12 protein-coding genes are annotated in these 18396 nt (G+C 41.4%); 5 read left to right on the forward strand and 7 right to left on the reverse strand.

Annotated elements, in window-relative coordinates; translation table 11 throughout:
- Nucleotides 1-39: 39 nt before the first annotated feature.
- A complete protein-coding gene (gene glmU / locus KPF51_RS00075) occupies nucleotides 40-1416 on the forward strand; it encodes a bifunctional UDP-N-acetylglucosamine diphosphorylase/glucosamine-1-phosphate N-acetyltransferase GlmU (RefSeq protein WP_005755410.1) in 1377 nt (458 codons plus the stop codon).
- 57 nt (nucleotides 1417-1473) lie between these two features.
- Here the strand turns inward: glmU and ppx are convergent, their stop codons facing one another.
- The 5 genes from ppx to KPF51_RS00100 form a co-directional block, all read right to left on the reverse strand.
- On the reverse strand, nucleotides 1474-3024 hold the full coding sequence (gene ppx / locus KPF51_RS00080) for an exopolyphosphatase (RefSeq protein ID WP_005755413.1): 1551 nt from the start codon (nucleotides 3022-3024) through the stop codon (nucleotides 1474-1476).
- An 8-nt stretch (nucleotides 3025-3032) separates the two neighbouring features.
- A complete protein-coding gene (locus tag KPF51_RS00085) occupies nucleotides 3033-6935 on the reverse strand; it encodes a translocation/assembly module TamB domain-containing protein (protein WP_005724805.1) in 3903 nt (1300 codons plus the stop codon).
- 77 nt (nucleotides 6936-7012) lie between these two features.
- Nucleotides 7013-8773, reverse strand: coding sequence for an autotransporter assembly complex family protein (locus KPF51_RS00090; RefSeq protein ID WP_061406277.1), 1761 nt, complete (start codon nucleotides 8771-8773; stop codon nucleotides 7013-7015).
- 150 nt (nucleotides 8774-8923) lie between these two features.
- Nucleotides 8924-9553, reverse strand: coding sequence for a response regulator (locus tag KPF51_RS00095; protein WP_005724807.1), 630 nt, complete (start codon nucleotides 9551-9553; stop codon nucleotides 8924-8926).
- 15 nt (nucleotides 9554-9568) lie between these two features.
- On the reverse strand, nucleotides 9569-12085 hold the full coding sequence (locus KPF51_RS00100; protein WP_005724808.1) for a class I adenylate cyclase: 2517 nt from the start codon (nucleotides 12083-12085) through the stop codon (nucleotides 9569-9571).
- 154 nt (nucleotides 12086-12239) lie between these two features.
- On the opposite strand from KPF51_RS00100, the gene hemC reads away from it, so the two are divergent.
- The 4 genes from hemC to KPF51_RS00120 are packed head-to-tail and all read left to right on the forward strand — an operon-like array spanning nucleotide 12240 to nucleotide 16651.
- Nucleotides 12240-13166 carry a hydroxymethylbilane synthase gene (hemC, locus tag KPF51_RS00105; protein WP_014391553.1) on the forward strand — a complete coding sequence of 309 codons (927 nt, stop codon included), beginning with the start codon at nucleotides 12240-12242 and terminating at the stop codon, nucleotides 13164-13166.
- A 16-nt stretch (nucleotides 13167-13182) separates the two neighbouring features.
- The gene (locus KPF51_RS00110) at nucleotides 13183-13929 is read left to right on the forward strand and encodes a uroporphyrinogen-III synthase (protein WP_005724810.1); all 747 of its coding nucleotides are present in this window, start codon (nucleotides 13183-13185) and stop codon (nucleotides 13927-13929) included.
- Between the two features lie 40 nt (nucleotides 13930-13969).
- Entirely contained in the window at nucleotides 13970-15373 is a 1404-nt protein-coding gene (locus KPF51_RS00115; RefSeq protein ID WP_064661125.1) for a uroporphyrinogen-III C-methyltransferase, read from the forward strand.
- 12 nt (nucleotides 15374-15385) lie between these two features.
- A complete protein-coding gene (locus tag KPF51_RS00120; protein WP_005724812.1) occupies nucleotides 15386-16651 on the forward strand; it encodes a heme biosynthesis protein HemY in 1266 nt (421 codons plus the stop codon).
- Between the two features lie 93 nt (nucleotides 16652-16744).
- Here KPF51_RS00120 and recX read toward each other — a convergent pair whose 3' ends face one another.
- Both recX and recA read right to left on the reverse strand, forming a co-directional pair.
- Nucleotides 16745-17200 carry a recombination regulator RecX gene (recX, locus tag KPF51_RS00125; RefSeq protein WP_005724814.1) on the reverse strand — a complete coding sequence of 152 codons (456 nt, stop codon included), beginning with the start codon at nucleotides 17198-17200 and terminating at the stop codon, nucleotides 16745-16747.
- A gap of 109 nt (nucleotides 17201-17309) precedes the next feature.
- Nucleotides 17310-18374 carry a recombinase RecA gene (recA, locus tag KPF51_RS00130; RefSeq protein ID WP_005724816.1) on the reverse strand — a complete coding sequence of 355 codons (1065 nt, stop codon included), beginning with the start codon at nucleotides 18372-18374 and terminating at the stop codon, nucleotides 17310-17312.
- Between the last annotated feature and the right edge of the window lie 22 nt (nucleotides 18375-18396).

An 18396-nucleotide genomic window follows, 5' to 3' on the forward strand; every position in this document is an offset into this window, starting at 1 on the left:
TGAGCAGTTATTTTTTTATTCATCAAACAAGAGAAGATTATGAAAGAGAAAGCATTAAGTATCGTGATTTTAGCGGCCGGTAAAGGGACGCGGATGTATTCTGATTTACCAAAAGTGCTACATAAAATTGCCGGAAAACCGATGGTAAAACATGTGATCGATACGGTGAAATCCATTCATGCAAAAAATATCCATTTAGTGTATGGACATGGTGGGGAAGTGATGCAAACTCGCTTGCAAGATGAACCTGTGAATTGGGTCTTACAAGCCGAGCAATTAGGTACGGGGCATGCTATGCAGCAAGCAGCCCCGTTTTTTGCAGATGATGAAAATATTTTGATGCTTTATGGTGATGGACCATTAATTACTGCAGAAACTTTACAAACATTAATTGCGGCAAAACCTGAACATGGTATTGCATTATTGACCGTCGTATTAGATGACCCAACTGGTTATGGGCGTATTGTGCGTGAAAATGGCAATGTGGTGGCGATTGTGGAACAAAAAGATGCCAATGCAGAGCAATTAAAAATCCAAGAAATTAACACAGGCTTGTTAGTAGCAGACGGTAAAAGTTTGAAAAAATGGTTATCACAGTTAACCAACAACAATGCACAGGGAGAATATTATATTACGGATGTGATCGCCTTAGCGAATCAAGACGGTTGCCAAGTAGTGGCGGTACAAGCCAGTAACTTTATGGAAGTAGAGGGCGTGAATAACCGTCAGCAATTAGCGCGTTTAGAGCGTTATTATCAGCGCAAACAAGCAGACAATTTATTATTGGCTGGAGTGGCATTAGCGGATCCTGAGCGTTTTGATTTACGCGGGGAACTAAGCCATGGGAAAGACGTGGAAATTGATGTGAACGTGATTATCGAGGGCAAAGTCAGCTTAGGTCACCGAGTTAAAATTGGAGCTGGTTGTGTGTTAAAAAATTGCCAGATTGGTGATGATGTAGAAATTAAACCTTATTCTGTGTTGGAAGAGGCGATTGTTGGACAAGCTGCGCAAATTGGACCCTTCTCTCGTTTGCGTCCGGGGGCTGCATTAGCCGACAACACACATATTGGTAATTTCGTTGAAATTAAGAAAGCGCATATTGGGACGGGCTCGAAAGTAAACCATTTAAGTTATGTGGGAGATGCCGAAGTAGGGATGCAATGTAATATTGGTGCCGGCGTGATCACTTGTAACTATGATGGCGCAAATAAATTTAAGACCATTATTGGTGATAATGTGTTTGTAGGGTCTGATGTACAACTCGTGGCACCGGTTACCATCGAAACGGGTGCAACCATTGGGGCGGGGACTACGGTAACCAAAGATGTGGCTTGTGATGAGTTAGTGATTTCACGTGTTCCTCAACGTCATATTCAAGGTTGGCAACGCCCTACTAAACAAACGAAAAAGTAGCCGCACTTACGAACAGTATTTATGTACTTGCTGCCCACCTGTTGGTGGGCGGTTTGTTTAGTTAAACGTGATATCTAATCCCATTTCATTAAGCACGCGTTTTTCGGCTTTTAGCTCGTTACAGATCAGCGGTGTATGCGTCAAATAGCCTTGTGCAAACTTGAGTGTCCAATGGGTTAAAGCACGGTTGAACGTCAAGGTGATTTGCTCGGTTTTCTCTGTAGCTTGACGGGATTTGTTTAAGATAATGGCTAAGCGTAATAAACGTACTAAGGCTAACACATCTTGCTCATCATACCGTGCAAATTTACTTAATTCAGACAGTTTAAACAGGTTAATTTGATAACGCACTAAGGTGGCTAATAAGCGTTGTTGTTCTTTATCGAAACCCGGTAATTCTATATTTTGTAAAATATAGGCGGAGTGTTTTTGCATCCCTTTATGGTTAATCACAATGCCGACTTCATGTAAACGTGCTGCCCACAGGACGATTTCGATCATCTCTGCTGCCAGTTGCGGTTTTTTCCAATGGCGATATTGTTGGCTAAGCAGTTTAACACTTTGATGGACACGTTCTGCTTGGGCTTGGTCTATGGTAAATTGTTCTGCTAAACCTAACGCCGTCCGCTCACGAATATTGCTCACTTGAAAGGTCTTTTCGAGGCTATACATGACTCCTTCGCGTAACGCCCCATCAGAATAACGCATTTGTTGAATACCAAATGTTTCAAATACAGCACTCAAAATAGCCAATCCAGGCACAAAGACATCAGCACGTTCTTCAATCAAGCCGGATAATTTCAGATCTTCAAAATGGGTATGCTGTAATGTTTGTTTGATTAATTGTTGTAGACGTTCAGGGGTGATAAGACCGTTTGGATCAATATTTGCCATGATGACTTGATGTACAGTTTTAATTGTACCAGAGGAGCCTAACACCACATCCCAGCCCAAATGCCGATATTCATAGGCTAAGTCTTCAATTTTCATTAATGCGGCTTGACGAGCATTTTCAAAATGTAACTGACTTATTTCACCTTGAGGGAAAAATTGTTTCGCAAAGCTGACACACCCCATATGTCGACTTTCAGCTAAAATAGGGGTGAAATTTTCCCCAATAATCATTTCAGTCGAGCCACCACCAATATCAATGACAAATTTTTTTCCAGTTTCAGGTTGGGTGTGTGACACACCGGCATAAATAGTTTGCGCTTCGGTTTTCCCTGTAATGATATTGATTGGATAAGGGAAAACAGCTTTGGCTTGGCGTAAAAACTCGTCATTGTTCACTGCACGACGTAAAGTATAGGTGCCAACAACATTGACATTTTCTGGTGCGAACCCCTGTAAGCGCTCCGCAAACAAGGCTAAACAATTTACGCCACGAGTAATTGCCGCTTGGTTGAGAACATTGTTTTCATCTAAGCCCTCTGCGAGCTGGACTTTTTGCTTTAAACGAGAAAGAATCTGAATAGAGCCATTCATAATACGTGCGACAATCATATGAAAGCTATTTGAACCCAAATCAATGGCAGCAATTTCCCTCGCTTCGAGACGCGAGGGAATGGAAAGTGCGGTGCCTTTTTCCATGACATTTTCACTCTTCATATTCTTCCTTAAAATTCAAATTGATATAGCAAATCCACCGCTTGGGTGACACCGGAAACAGATTGTAAATATAATTTAGGGATTAAGCGATAACGTACCGTAAACTCCGCCAGTCCATCAAACAGACCCACACCATATTTGACTTGTAAACGTGGTGTGATATTGCCACTGACCACCACTTTCGAGCTATCGCCGACGCCTTGGGTACCTAAGTTTAGATCTTGAATACCAAAGGCTTGTCCAATTCCGCCAACGGCTTTACCACTTTTCGCGAGCCCGAGTCCAAGTAAAGCAGCACCAATAGACCCACCAGAGCCAGCTTCGCCGCTGTTTTCTAATGAACGCCCTGTCAGCACATAAGATAAAGCTTGATCTTGTGACATACCGGGTTCGGAGAAGACCTTGATCTCAGGACGTTCGGCGAGCCCAAGGACTTTAATTCCAGCGACGACCCCAGCGGTATCCATGGATTCAGGATTACGAATTGCTTCAATGTTTAGCATGGGTTGTGAAGGTTGACCAGAAAAGCTGATCATGCCTTTGCGGATCAACAGATCTTGCCCAAAGGAAGCATAGCGACCATTGGTTAAATGAATTTGCCCAAAGAGACCCAGATTGCCTTTTTCTTGACGTACACTGAGTAACCCATTGAGGTTGGTTTTCAATCCATACGCGTTCAGATAGACATCTTGTCCAATATTAATTTTTAAGTCGGACAGAATCTCCATTCCGGATTTGGTTTTGCTTGGCAGCTTGGCGGTGATTTTTTGTGTTGTCTGATTGTCTAAGATGACTTCATCAGGACTGACGGAGACCGCACTTTCCGGTAAGCTTTCAATTTCAATTCTTGCCCATGGGATATCAATATTGCCCGTTAACTGCAAGCGTTTTGGACTGGCGGTGATTTCCACATTAGGACTGATTTTAAGTTTCGCCATCGCAGGAATATCAACTTTAAATTGGTCAGCTTTGGCATGTAAGCGAGATGTCCAATTATCTAAGTTCTGCCAACTGGCATCACCCTCTAAATTTAAGCGGCTGTCTGGTGTTTTTATATGACCATTTAATGTTGAACGGTTACCTGCAAAGTTTAACGCCAGCTCCCCGCCTTCAATGTCAAAGGGTAATGATTTCATTTTGGCATTTAAGCGAGAAAGCTTGAACTGACCGTTTAAGTTGGGGGCATTGAGGGTACCCGCAAATTTCAAGTTAGCAACAATATCCCCCGTGATGACCTCATTATTGGATAACAACTGATTGAAAATATCTAAATTCAGTTTATGAATTATCAAGCTTCCGCCCAATTGGCGTGCTTGTGCTAGATCTTTGACCTCGAGATTCGCACTGATATTGCCTTGGTCTTGCAGTAAGAGATTACTGTTGAGCACGAAATGGTTATTCTGTAGATCCGCGTTTAATGTGAGTTTAGGGATATCTAAGCCAAAAGTACGGTAGTCTATTTTTTGTGTGAAGCTTAAATTATCCCCTTTGACTTGGACATTCAGCTGGAGCGGTTTGTCACTAAACCAAGCAACTTTTCCTTCACTTTGTAATTGTCCTTGTAGCAGATCTTGTTCGAGGAGATCATTGACTAACGCTAAATCAAATTTCGTTATTTTAAATGGTACTTCGCCACTTTTGCCGACACGAAATGCCTGTGGAAAGCAAAGTTCCACATCGTTATTTTGCCAACAATGTGCAGAAATCTCAGTTTGCATCGTCGGATTATCATAGGCTAAAACAACGTTTTTATCGGTATGCCAATGTCCAATAACTGAGGCAATCGACACTTGTTTTAATGCACCTTGCCAACGTTGTGTCGCACGATCAAATTGCCCTTCCAAACTGAGTTTAGGTGCAACGGGCTCACCTTGAGAAACTAAGGTCAGATTATGCTGCGCTTCATTACCATGTAAGGTTAAATCTAACGTATCCAGTTTTACATCGCCAGATTGGAATTTATTTACCTGTAATGCCAGTTCACCGGCGGTTTGTTTCGCCATATCCACATGACCTTTCAAGGTAACTTTATTGATATTCAAGTCATTAAGTTTGATCTGATTACCGACTAAGTCTAGGGCGACAGTAGGCTGCACAAGTTGTCCATTTAGCTGGAGATGACCTTGTAAATTCGCGCTTAAGTTTGGCATTAAACCACGTAGGTCAGGGGCGTTAATATCGAGTTTGAGATCTGATTTTTCACCAAGAAAACCGGTGGCGACAATCTTATTTTCTCCGTAAGTTAACACTAAATCAGGCACTTTTAACAATAATTGATGAAGCCATGTTTCTGACCCCACACTCAAACTGCCTTTGAGCGCTAATGGACGTTGTGATAGCGTACCTTCTAAGTCTAAATGTGGGATATCAAACAGCCATTGCTGTTGATTAATTAATCCTGTCGAGAACAATTGCCCTGATAATATGGTAGGCAAACCTGCCAAATAGTCACTCAGATTTAATTTATCAAGCTGTAAATTGCTATACCATTGCACCCCATTTTGCCAACCAATTTTCCCTTGTAGATCAGCGCTGCCTTTTAGGGTATCAAGATGGAGTTGAGTAATATCAAGTGATAATAATTCCCCTTTTGCGTCAAATTGGAGTGCTGTTTTGGGAATATTCGCGCCTTCTGCTTCGGTGTTTAGCTGTAATTGATAGTCCAGTAAATTACCGCTCACTTGTAAATTCAACTGAGGAATATGAACAAGAGCCGGTTGTACTGGCTGAAACGGATAACGGAAGTCTTGGCTACTTAACTTGATCTGGAAGGGGGTCTTTTCTTGAGACAGCGCAAATTGTCCGTTCAAATTTGCATTTAATGCTCCACGGCTTTGTAACGTAAGTGCGGTCTGTTTTTTCAAATTTCCAGACAAGGTGACATCTACTTGACTGGCGGGCAATAAAATTGCTTCGCCTTCGTTTAAAGCATGCATTTCAGCATGTAGTGCAACATGCAGGGGAAAATCTGCGTCAAGTTGCAAGTGTCCGCTACCGTGTAAATTTGCTAAGTTACTTTCTACATTGAACTGGCTGAGTTCAATCTGCGCGCCAGTGGCGTTTGCTTGTAACTGAAACACGGGGATATCAATCACTTGCGTGTGTTGGTCGTTGACTTGTTGATATTGCCAGTGCTGTCCTTGAATGTGTTGAATATGCATATCAAAAGGCAAAACGATATTTTCCAATTTTGCTAATAAAGGCGCACTCAACTGTTTTTCTATTTGAACCCAATCAATCGGGGCTTTTTCTGTCTGAGACGGTTCTTTCACAGCTGCCGTTGGTGGGACAACCTTGACTAATAATGCTTGAATTGTCGTTGGTGCAATGGTTAAGCCTGACTCATTATTTAAACTGGCTGCTGTTTGGAAGTGGGCTAAGTCCACGGCATTATCATCAATCACAAGACGTAATTGCTCTACTACCATGTTGTCGACATCAACAGAAATAGGCAAATGGATACGTTGCATTGGTGCACTGGTTGGTTTCTCTTTTGCTTTTGGAGGCAGCAGCGCGGTATTCACTTGAATATGCGGTTGGTGTAAAGCGATCTCTTTAACACAAATATGTAAGCGCCATAGACAGCTTAAATCCAGTTGTAAACGAACTTGTTCTAATTGTGTTTGTACCCCTTCTGCATCAAAACGCACTTGATTCAGGACAAGGCCTTCTTGTAAGCCACCATTTACTTGTGCAATCGAGAGCTGAGGTAAGGCTTTATCTACGAATTCAATCAGCCAGCGTTGACCCGCACTGGTGCTGAGTGTGATGAAGAACGCTAAAATTGATAAGAAAATGACCGCACTTAGACCACATAGCAGTTTGCGCCAAAACGATTTTGGGCGCTTAACCGGTGGGGTCTGGTTTTGTTGTTCAGGTGAAGCTGGTTGTGCTGCGATATGTTCTGTCATGTTGCGTGATCCGTCTTTTTTAGCTACATATTTTCTTTTAGCTACGTCTTCTCTTTTTTGCGGTGATGCTGTGGTGATTAAAGTTCCGCGCCTAGTCCAATATAAAATTGGATATTTTTACTGTTGTCTTTATCTCTGACTGGGGTGGCAATATCAAACTTAATTGCCCCTACGGGTGAGGCCCAACGTACCCCCATTCCTGCGCCATAGCGTAATTCTTTTGTTGTAAACTGGTTAGCAGCCAGTCCCGTATCCGCGAAAGTGGCTAACCACCAGTCAGGATACACTTGATACTGATATTCAAATGACCCGGTTAATAAGCGAGAGCCACCAACTAATTTGCCTGCATTGTTTTTTGGCGCAATTTTTTTATAGCCATAACCACGAATACTGCGATCGCCCCCCGCAAAAAAACGCAAGGCAGGTGGAATGCGTTCGATATTTTTGGTATGTAACCAGCCGAGTTCTAGTCGGGTAACGATACGATGGTGCTGTAAATAAGTTCTGACCCATAAACTCGACCCTTGCATTTTGAGGAAATCCACATCAGACAGCCACCATGTACGACCTAAATCGATGGTGAGTTTTTGTGTATCCCCCCAAGTCGGGAATAGCCCGCCTTGTAAACGGGTTCGTCTGACAGAGGCAGTTGGGAACACAAGCAATGTTTTGTCTTTTACATTCGCTTGAATAAAAGAGTCATAACGGACACGTAAGCCTAAAGAATGTTGCCAACCTGCTTCATGATTCCAATAGCGAATTGCAGATAAGGAAGAGGCAAAGGATTCTGTGTCATTTTTATTTTCATTTTCTAAACCCGCCGAGTACTCGTAATAATAGTTGAGCGGGTTTTTCAATAAAGGCATTTTGTAGGTGGCTTCTAAGGTCTGTTTTGGCGCAGAAACATATAAATTGGTACGGAAACTGTGACCACGATTGTTAATCCAAGGCTTTGTCCAACCTAATTGCAAGCGAGGTCCCACATCAGATGCCCAGCCAATCCCCACTTCCATGCTATTTTTTTTGCGTGGTTGGAGCAATACATCGACATTCACAATTTTGTGTTCTTCATCTAAAACAGGTTGCATTAAAACAGAGCTAAACCAATTTGACGACGTGTAATTGTTGGTTAAGGTAGAAAGATCATTAATCAGGTAGGGCTGACCTTTATTAAAATTAATCATGTTACGCAAATAATCTTCGCGTATTTGCGCATTTTCAAAGGTAACTTCACCGAAGCGGTAACGTTCACCACTATCATAATTTAAGCGCCACCAAGCTTGTTGCGTTGAAGGTCTGACTTCTAAGCGTGATACTAAAAAATCACCGTCGAAATAGCCTCGACTCAATGCGATTTTTTGGATGTGACTTTTATAATTATCATAGGTTTCGTGATTGAGTATGCTCCCTTTTTCTGGGATATTCTTGGTCACGGCGATAAATTCAGGATCTTGTGTGGCTTCACCTTGCAGAACAAAATCGACGTCTGCGATTTTCACAGGTTCGCCGATCTTCACATGGGCGATTAATTGATCTTTTTTAGGGGGTTTTTGGCTTTCGATTTGAAATTCCACTTCACTTTGATAATAGCCGTATGCCCGCAATGCTTTATCGATTGCTTCGCGTACCAATTGCTTATGACGCTCGGAACCGTCGGCTTCTTCTTTATCAATCATACCGACGTAAATACGCACATTATTATTAAGCTGAGTATTCTGGATACCTTTTACTTGTAGTTCTAATTGTTGTGCCAAACTGACTGTACTCAAAAGTACACTGCCGATAAAAAATACCGTTTTTGTGATCAATGATGCCTTTGTATTACTTAATAATTTCATAGCCGCCTCAAATCAAAGATTAGTTTAGTGTACCTTTTAAGCAAAGGCTTTGGCAACGCAAAGTGCGGTAGTTTTTTTGAAAATTTTAGTAAATTTTTGCCAAAAAAAAAGCCAATTATAAAGATAATTGGCTTTTTAACGGGGGAAAGACTAGCGTCCTTTATGCTCAAAATAAAGCACCGTTGCTGCAACACGCGAATGCACATTCAGCTTACGGAGCAAATTACGAATATGCACTTTAACGGTTTCCTCTGAAATAAATAACTGACCAGCGATCTGTTTATTGGAGAGTCCTGTCGCAATTAAACGTAAGACATCCATTTCGCGATCGGTGAGAGAATAAATAGGATCTGCATTCATCTGGCGTTCAATTAATGCATCTTTAATTGAATCGCTTAGGATAACTTCCCCTTGTGCGATACGTTGAATTTGGCTTAAGAGCGCGTCGGGTTCCGTATCTTTTAATAAGTAACCGTCTGCCCCAGCATCAATTAAGGTAAAAATATCACTTTTTAAATCAGACACCGTCAAAATCAAAATGCGTGCATCAATGCCTTCTGCGCGCAGTGCTTTTAATGTATCCAGTCCTGATAACCCTTTCATATTCAAATCAAGAATAATCAAATCAGGTTGCGTTTGTAATGCGAGGCTAATACCTTCACTGCCGTTACCCGCATCCGCAACCACTTCAAAATTTGGCGCTAATTCCATAAGTTGTTTGATTCCTCGACGCATCAATGGATGATCGTCGATAATCAACACTTTCATTTTTTCTGACATATAACCCCCAATATGTTATGACATCGCTAATCGACTGTGGAATGGTACGATTTTTACGCCATTCTCTTGTAATAATAATTGATAGAATTGCGGATAGTTAAAATCACGCTGCACAATTTTATACGGATTGTTATTTTCATCCAAGCCTGAAGATTGATAAATGTGGTTAATCTCCAAAATCTTCTTTTCTTTTTGCCCATCGCAGTTACGGTAAATTTCGATGCGATTGGCTTCATCTAAAATATAGACATTAAAGGAACCATCAGAATTATCTTCAAAGAAAAATTGTAAAAAGCCCTCACTGGCAAAGTGATCAATCTCTGGGGGGTAGGTTCGTGAGGTATCGGGTAAGGCGCTTTCTTTTTCTTCCACTTCGGTTTGTAGCGCGGTATCAAAGCCAGTGGCTTCTAATTCTTCATTTGAGTGAATTTCTTGTAAACTGATGCCACGCTCTTCAAAGAAAAACTGCCAGTTTTTACCTGCCACACGCAATAGATTATTTTGTGGTGGAAGTGCATCGCCAATTTGGATACTAATACAGCGGTTGATTAACGCGGTGACAATATTACTCAACGTCCGGCGGTAACGATGACTATAAGAAAACACTTGAATCAATTTTGGTGAAGGGGCACCACGATGAATTTTATTTGACAGCACCTTCAAGGCTAAGAGGATCGCATTCGGTCCTTCAAAATGTAAGGTTCTAATTTCATTCCAAAGATTACGGTAAGTAATATCGATACTACCGACTAAACTTTCTTCTTTCGGTCCAAAACTAAATAAATCACTGGCTTGAATGCGAGATTTGACTTGTGTGATTTTTTTGGTTGGGTCAACGGTTAAGTTAACTGCCACAATTAAGCTCCGAATTTCACAGGCATGAGTTAAGTCCTCATTCGTGACAGAGGAAACCGTGACCGGAAATGAGAGACGTAAATCGGTGACAAAATGCCGCAAGGTTGTTAAGGAAACATTGGGACTAATAATGTGTAAGTCGGTATTGGCGGTGAGAATACGATTAAAATACGCCCAAGCGACCAGTTTGTTTAAACTCTCACTGTATTCGGTATAGCGTTTTTGTACAAAGCCGGCAACACTTGGTGTTTGATTCACCACATACCACCCGTCTTTGAACGTTTTACTGCCTTTGACTTCAAAAAACAGCAAATTCTTCTCAGATAAATTGAGTGAAATTTGTGGGTTAAGTAGGGTAATTTTACCGGGTAATTCTTCAAATGCTGTATAAAGTTTGCGTGTAAGCACACTGATGTCTTGTGGCATGATACTCGAGTTCACTTTGTGTTTACGAGCAAAGGCTACTAAATTACGATAACTGAGCATTAAGAATTTAATTAAGCTGTTATGTGCTTTTTTGACTTGTTTGATTTTCCAGTTAGCGCGTTGATTTAATTCTTCAATTAAGGCGTCCGACCAATCCCACTCTTGGATGAGCTTTTGCAAATGCTGTAAGCGCCAATTATTTGTCGCATTAGGATCTTGCCAACACATACCTTCAGTTGCTTTTAAGTAAACACTGCGGCGAACAAAACCTAAACGTTTTAATTCATTGTGTTTCGTGAGGTAGCGTGTCGCTCGTTGCAACATGGCTAAATAGGGATCAAAATGATGGCTTGGGTTGAGCTTACCTGTTAATAATTCTTCTTTAAATTGGCGCGCAATTAAATAGGTATTGGGGTATTCTGATGAATACGTTTCTAACAATAAGATTTTGATGACCGATTTATAAGGCGCATCGATCCCCTTGTACAGTTGCCATAAACTTGCACCAAAATACTCGTTGGCGGAAAGTTGCCCCAAACCACCAAAATCAACCCAATCATCAAGACAAATTTGTTGGGTACGGACTAACCGCTCGACTTCACTTTCATAATTTTCTTCTTGTTCGATCAATAAATGTAGCCAGAGTAATGGTTTGCCTGCTAAGCGAATCGCAGAGCGATAGAATTCGTCCAACAGTAACATATATTGAGCTGAACCGCAGTTTTCTGCTGTTAACGGTTCCGCATAACGGAAACAACGGAACCGCTTTTGATCCATTAAATAAAAATTGATTTCAATGTTGAATTGTTTCGCCCAATTTTTTAATAAATGTGTTTTACGTTGTAAGGCTTCTTTTTCTTTTGTACTTAAATCATCACGATGGCAGACCCAAGTATCTAGATCCGATTTTGGTGTTTGTGAAATAGAGGCAATACTGCCCATCACATAGACACCTAAAATGGCATTGGTACTACGATAAGAAAAGGATGGGAGCAGTGACTGATTAGCCTCTAAGCTCGGCACGGTTGTGAGCAGATATTGTTTTTGGTAGGGGGAAATAACAAAGTCAGCAATCCCTACAGGCGCGTCAGCAACGTAGCCGGGCAGATTAGGGTGGTTAATATGTAACAACAACGTAAGTAACTGAAAAACGTGCTGAAATTCGCCAGAAGAACCAGATAATGCGCGCTCAATACGTAGCTTATCTAAATACTCCACTTTCTTTTGGGCACTAAAGAGATCGTAATTCAAATGATATTCCACTCACAGATATGACGAGATTCGCTCCACCTAAGTACTCTAACACTTGGTATAACTGAAAGCAAAAAATTTAAATGGAAACTGACATTTAAACCCAACAATGTTAGGATAGGAGCAAATTATTCTGCCTAAAATGGTTGTGATGATGACAAGAAAAAGCTTGAGAATCGCTACGCGTCAGAGCCCGCTTGCATTGTGGCAAGCGAACTATGTGAAAGCCTGTTTAGAAAAAATCCATGCTGGATTAGTGGTCGAACTTGTCCCAATGGTGACAAAAGGGGATGTGATTTTAGATACGCCACTGGCTAAAATTGGAGGAAAAGGACTCTTTGTGAAAGAGTTAGAACAAGCTTTATTAAAGGGCGAAGCCGATATTGCCGTACATTCGATGAAAGATGTCCCTATGCAGTTTCCAGCAGGATTAATGCTTAGCACCATTTGTCAACGTGAAGATCCGCGTGATGCATTTGTATCAAATTCATACCGCACTCTCATGGAATTACCTGCTGGTGCGGTGGTGGGTACCTCTAGCTTACGTCGCCAATGTCAGTTAAAGCAGTTACGTCCTGATCTACACATTCATTCACTACGTGGCAATGTTGGAACTCGCTTAGCAAAATTAGATAACGGCGATTATGATGCGATTATTCTGGCTGCCGCGGGGCTTATACGTTTAGGGCAACAACAACGTATCACCTCTTTGATTGATGTCACACAATGTTTGCCTGCCGCAGGGCAAGGTGCCGTTGGCATTGAATGTCGTCAAGAGGCAGAAATTGAGCTGTTGTTAGCCCCTTTAGCCGATCCAGAAACGACTGCTTGTGTATTGGCTGAACGTGCGATGAATCGGCATTTACAAGGGGGATGTCAGGTGCCAATTGCAGGTTATGCGATTATCGAAGAGGGACAGCTCTTTTTGCGTGCTTTAGTGGGCGAAGTAGACGGTTCCAGTATACTTCGTGCAGAAGGACGGAGTGCGGTTGCGGATGCCGAAACATTAGGTATTCAAGTGGCAGAAAAACTTTTACAGCAAGGTGCGGATAAAATCTTGCAAACACTTTATTCAAACTAAGGAAGGGAAGAATAAAATGGCGGTATTAGTCACTCGACCTGATGTGCGAGGCGCACAGTTAACAGAGATGTTGATTCAAGCGGGGATTTTTGCAATCCATTTACCGCTCTTTACGATCGAAACAGGACGAGAATTGAATGACTTGCCGAATAAACTGTCGCAACTTAAAGCGGGTGATTATGTTTTTGCAGTTTCAAAACATGCTGTTCAGTATGCAGTCGATACGTTAAAGAATACAGGGTTTTCTTGGCGAACAGATTTAGCCTATTTTGCGGTAGGACAGCGCAGTGCTGAATTTTTTGCCAGTCAAATCGAACGTGCGGTATTGTATCCTTATCGACAGGAAAGTAGCGAAGGATTATTGGCACTGGATGCCATGCAAGATTTGTCAGAAAAGCACATTTTAATTTTACGCGGCAATGGGGGACGTGAGTATTTTTCTGAACAGGCACAATTGCGTGGTGCTAAAGTGGAGACGCTCGAATGTTACCAGCGTGTACCGACTGCCTACAATAATGCAGAGCAGATCAGTATTTGTAAGCGTGCAGGAATTAATCGGCTTGTGATTAGCAGTGCAGAAATTTTGCAGTATCTTGTGGATTTTGTTCCAGAAAGCGAACATAATTGGCTAAAAAGTTGTCAGCTGGTGACGGTAAGTCAGCGTATTGCCAATTTAGCCAAACAATTGGGTTGGTGTGATGTGGTGGTTTCACCGCGAGCAGATAACGTGCATTTACTAAAAACATTGCTGTCTGCGGACTAACTAGTGTTGAATTCTAATGATCATAAAGGAAATGGGTATTATGGCTGAAAATAAAATAACCTCTTCTGAAAGCAGTACTGTACCAAAAAATGAGGGAAGTACAGTCGATAAGAAAAAGACCAGTGGAAAAGTCACGGTAGATCCAAAAGAACAGGCGGTTACACAAGATGCGCCTGCTACGCAGACGGAAACCGCAAAAAACGAGGTGCCAGAGAAAAAGGATGCAGGCAAAATGCGAGATGAGATGAAAGAAAGTGTCAAAAAAGAACCTGCTAAGCAAGCGCGTGCTGAATCAAAAAACACCGCCGAAACAGTTGTGGTGAAGAAAGGTGGTGGCACTGGTTTAGCGTTACTGGCGCTGTTAGTTGCGCTTGGTCTTGGTGCGGCAGGTTATTACTTTGGTTTACAACAAGTGGATCATATTCAACATAAACTCAGCGCCCTTGAACAGCAAACAGCCAATATCACACCCGCAAAAGTGGACCTTCCGACGTTTGAGCAAGAGCGTCAGCAAATTGCCCAATTAATGCGTTCCATACGTGATAATGAAGAAAAATTACAACAGTTAGAAAAAGAGCTTGCAGGCAAAGACCATTCTCTTTCTGCATTGCAAAATCAAGTAAACCGCATGAGTGCTGCCGCGAAACAACAACAGCCAAATGATTGGTTATTATCAGAAGCAGATTTTTTACTAAATAATGCATTACGCAAGTTAGTTTTAGATAACGATGTGGATACAGGTGTTTCCTTACTCAAGATTGCGGATGAAACTTTGGAAAAAATGTCAGATCCGCGTGTTAGCATGGTTAGGACCGCGATCAATAATGATTTAAAACAATTACTTGCAGTGAATAATGTCGATCAGAATGTGATCATGCAACGTTTATCACAGCTGGCTAATACTATTGATGAGTTGACTGTATTAGACGTGAATTTTGATGCAGTGAACAATAATGAAAAACTTACTGATTCGTTAGATGATTGGAAAGAAAACGCCGAAAAAAGCGCGACTTCTTTCTTAAATCACTTTATTCGCATTACACCAAGAAATACGAGTGATAAGGTGCTATTAGCCCCGAATCAGGATATTTATTTACGTGAAAATATCCGATTACGTTTGCAAATTGCCATTATGGCGGTACCACGTCAACAAGATGAATTGTATAAACAATCACTAGAAACTGTAGCATCTTGGATCAGAAGTTATTTTGATACTAACTCTGAAGTAGCGCAGAATTTCTTGAAAACACTAGATGAATTAGCGGAGCAATCTATCTATGTGGATGTACCTTCTCAATTACAGAGTTTAAATGTGTTGGATAAACTACTGGATCGCCCTTCACAAGATGTTAAAAAGATCGAACTTTCCGTGGATAAGGCGTTAGTTGAGGAAACAACAGAGAGTGCTCCTTCGAGTGACGCTTCGACGACAGAACAACAGTAGAGGAAATAGATTATGTTTAGAGTGCTATTTTTAATGCTGGTGTTACTAGCAGGCTTAATTGCAGGACCGTATTTATCGGGTAAACAAGGCTATGTCTTGATTGAAACGAACAGCTACAATATTGAAATGTCCATTACGATGTTAGTGGTGTTTTTTGTGATCGCCATGGCAGTAATTTATGGAATTGAAGTTATTGTGACGCGTTTTTGTCGTTTAAGTAGCGATACTTATCATTGGTTTTCTCGTCGTAAACGTGCCAAAGCACAAAAACAAACCCTCGAAGGGTTGATGCGCATGAATGAGGGCGATTATTCAAAAGCAGAGAAATTAATCGGGAAAAATGCGAAACATTCGGAAGAGCCGATCTTGAACTTCATTACTGCCGCAGAAGCGGCACAACAACGTGGTGATGAATTTTCCGCTAACCGTTATTTGTTAGAAGCAACGGAGTTAGCCGGGTCCGATAATTTAATGGTTGAGTTAGCGAGAACGCGAATTCTATTGCAACAAGGAAAATTACCTGCTGCACGAAGTTCGGTTGATAGTTTGTTAGTGATGACGAACCGTAATAAAGAAGTACTCAAGCTAGCAGTCGATATTTATTTAAAATCAAAAGCGTATTTAGCTCTAGATAAGATACTTGACCAAATTGAAAGTGCGGGATTATATACAGCGCAAGATTTTATCCAATTGCAACGTCAAGTGGAAAATGGCTTATTAGATGAGAAAATGAACGAAGAAGGTGTAGATGGCTTATTGACTTGGTGGAATGATCAGCCACGTAAACGTCGTCATGATCTTTCAGTTAAAATTGCATTAATTCAGCGTTTAATTGATTGCAATGACCATGAAACTGCTTATGAATTGACACTGGAAGCTTTGAAGAAAGTGGAAGATCAAAGCCCAGAAAATCGTTTGTTGTGTACGCAAATTGCACGTTTGCAACCGGAAGATAATAGTAAGTTAATTAAACTGATGGAGAAAAGAGCAAATAAAGCCATAGAAGGTGAGCATTGCTGTATTTATCGCGCCTTGGGGTATTTGTATGTGCGTAATAATGATTTTACCCAAGCTAGCCAAGCGTTCAAACATGTCGTTGCCAATAAAGCACAACTTGAAGCAACCGATGTCAATATGGCGGCCTATGTATTCGAACAAGTAGGGGAAAATGCTTTAGCGCAGCAAGTGCGTGAGGAAAGTTTAAAAGAAACGATGGCAGTTTCTTCACTTACACATTCTCAACTAGAAGAACCGCCGGTGCTTTTAGAAAGTAAATAAACTTGTTGATTGCTAGATTAGGTAGCCCTTCATACTGCAAATTCAGTATTGAAGGGCTATTTTTTAGAAACGATATTATTTATTTTGATGAGATTATTCTTCATACTCTGTATGCCCAACATAATGTGCAAATTGCTCAGGCTTGAAACCATGTGAAAGCATATAACGCCAGACTTTTTGTTTTAATTTTAAGTCGGTGATTTCGGCATGCTGTGGGAATTTTTTTCTCAATACGGTTAAAGCATGGTGCTGCCAATCTGGCGCCAATATTTGTTCAGCTTCAGTGATAAGTGCAGAGGAAATCCCTTTTAATTGTTGTAATTCTTGTTTGATTCTGGCAAATCCATAACCTCGCTGTGCCCGAAAGGTGAGATAATTTTCAGCAAAGCGGCGATCATTTTGCCAGTTTTTTTGTTGGCAAAAGGCAAGTGTGTCATCAATTTCTTGTTCAGAAAAGCCTTTTTCTTGCATTTTACAGCGAAGTTCAAACTCACTGTATTCACGGCGTGCTAATAAGCCAACGACATAATTTAACGCGGGAGAAGACATACGATGGTTACCTGCTTCTTTACAATGTTTAGATATCACTCAGCAAAAAGTGCGGTGAAATTTTGTTAAAACTCACCGCACTTTTTTCGATTAAACCGCTAAAAACAGATTAATAATCCGCTTCTAAGCCCGTAGAGCTTTCATTTTTTTCCGCAATGTCTGCCGCGAGTACTTTTTCTGGATTCGCGAGCAACTCATTGCGTAATTTCGTTTCTAAAGCCAATGCTTCTTCAGGATGCTCTTCTAACCATTTCATCGCGTTAGCTTTACCTTGACCGATTTTTTCACCATTGTAAGCATACCATGCACCTGCTTTATCCACTAATTTGTGTTTTACGCCTAACTCGATGAGCTCACCTGTTTTAGAAATACCTTGACCGTAAAGAATTTGGAAATCTACTTGACGGAATGGTGCCGCCACTTTGTTTTTCACCACTTTGACACGGGTTTCGTTACCGATCACTTCTTCACCTTCTTTAATCGCACCCGTACGGCGAATATCTAAACGTACAGAGGCATAGAATTTCAGTGCATTCCCCCCTGTTGTGGTTTCTGGGTTACCGAACATGACACCAATTTTCATACGGATTTGGTTAATAAAGACCACTAAGCAATTTGAGTTTTTGATTTGTCCAGTGAGTTTACGTAACGCTTGTGACATCAAACGTGCTTGTAAGCCCATGTGTGAGTCACCCATTTCTCCTTCAATTTCCGCTTTCGGGGTTAATGCTGCGACTGAGTCCACGATGATGACATCCACTGCACCTGAACGCACTAACGCATCGCAAATTTCGAGTGCTTGTTCACCGTTATCAGGTTGGGAAACTAACAGTTCATTCACATTGACGCCCAGTTTGGCGGCATAAATTGGATCTAATGCGTGTTCTGCGTCAATAAAGGCACAGGTTTTGCCTTCTTTTTGCGCTTGCGCAATGACAGAAAGGGTTAAGGTGGTTTTACCGGAAGATTCAGGTCCGAAAATTTCAACAATACGGCCCATTGGTAACCCGCCAATGCCAAGTGCGACGTCGAGGCTTAAGGAGCCTGTTGACACGGCTTCAACATCCAAGGCTTGGGTATCGCCCAATTTCATAATAGAGCCTTTCCCAAATTGTTTTTCAATCTGCCCAAGTGCTGCTGCCAGTGCTTTATTTTTTTCTTCTTTTGTTGCCATGTTTGAATCCTCAATAAAATCA

The sequence above is a fragment of the Pasteurella sp. XG20 genome (assembly GCF_018968665.1).
Taxonomy (GTDB): Bacteria; Pseudomonadota; Gammaproteobacteria; order Enterobacterales; family Pasteurellaceae; genus Pasteurella; species Pasteurella multocida.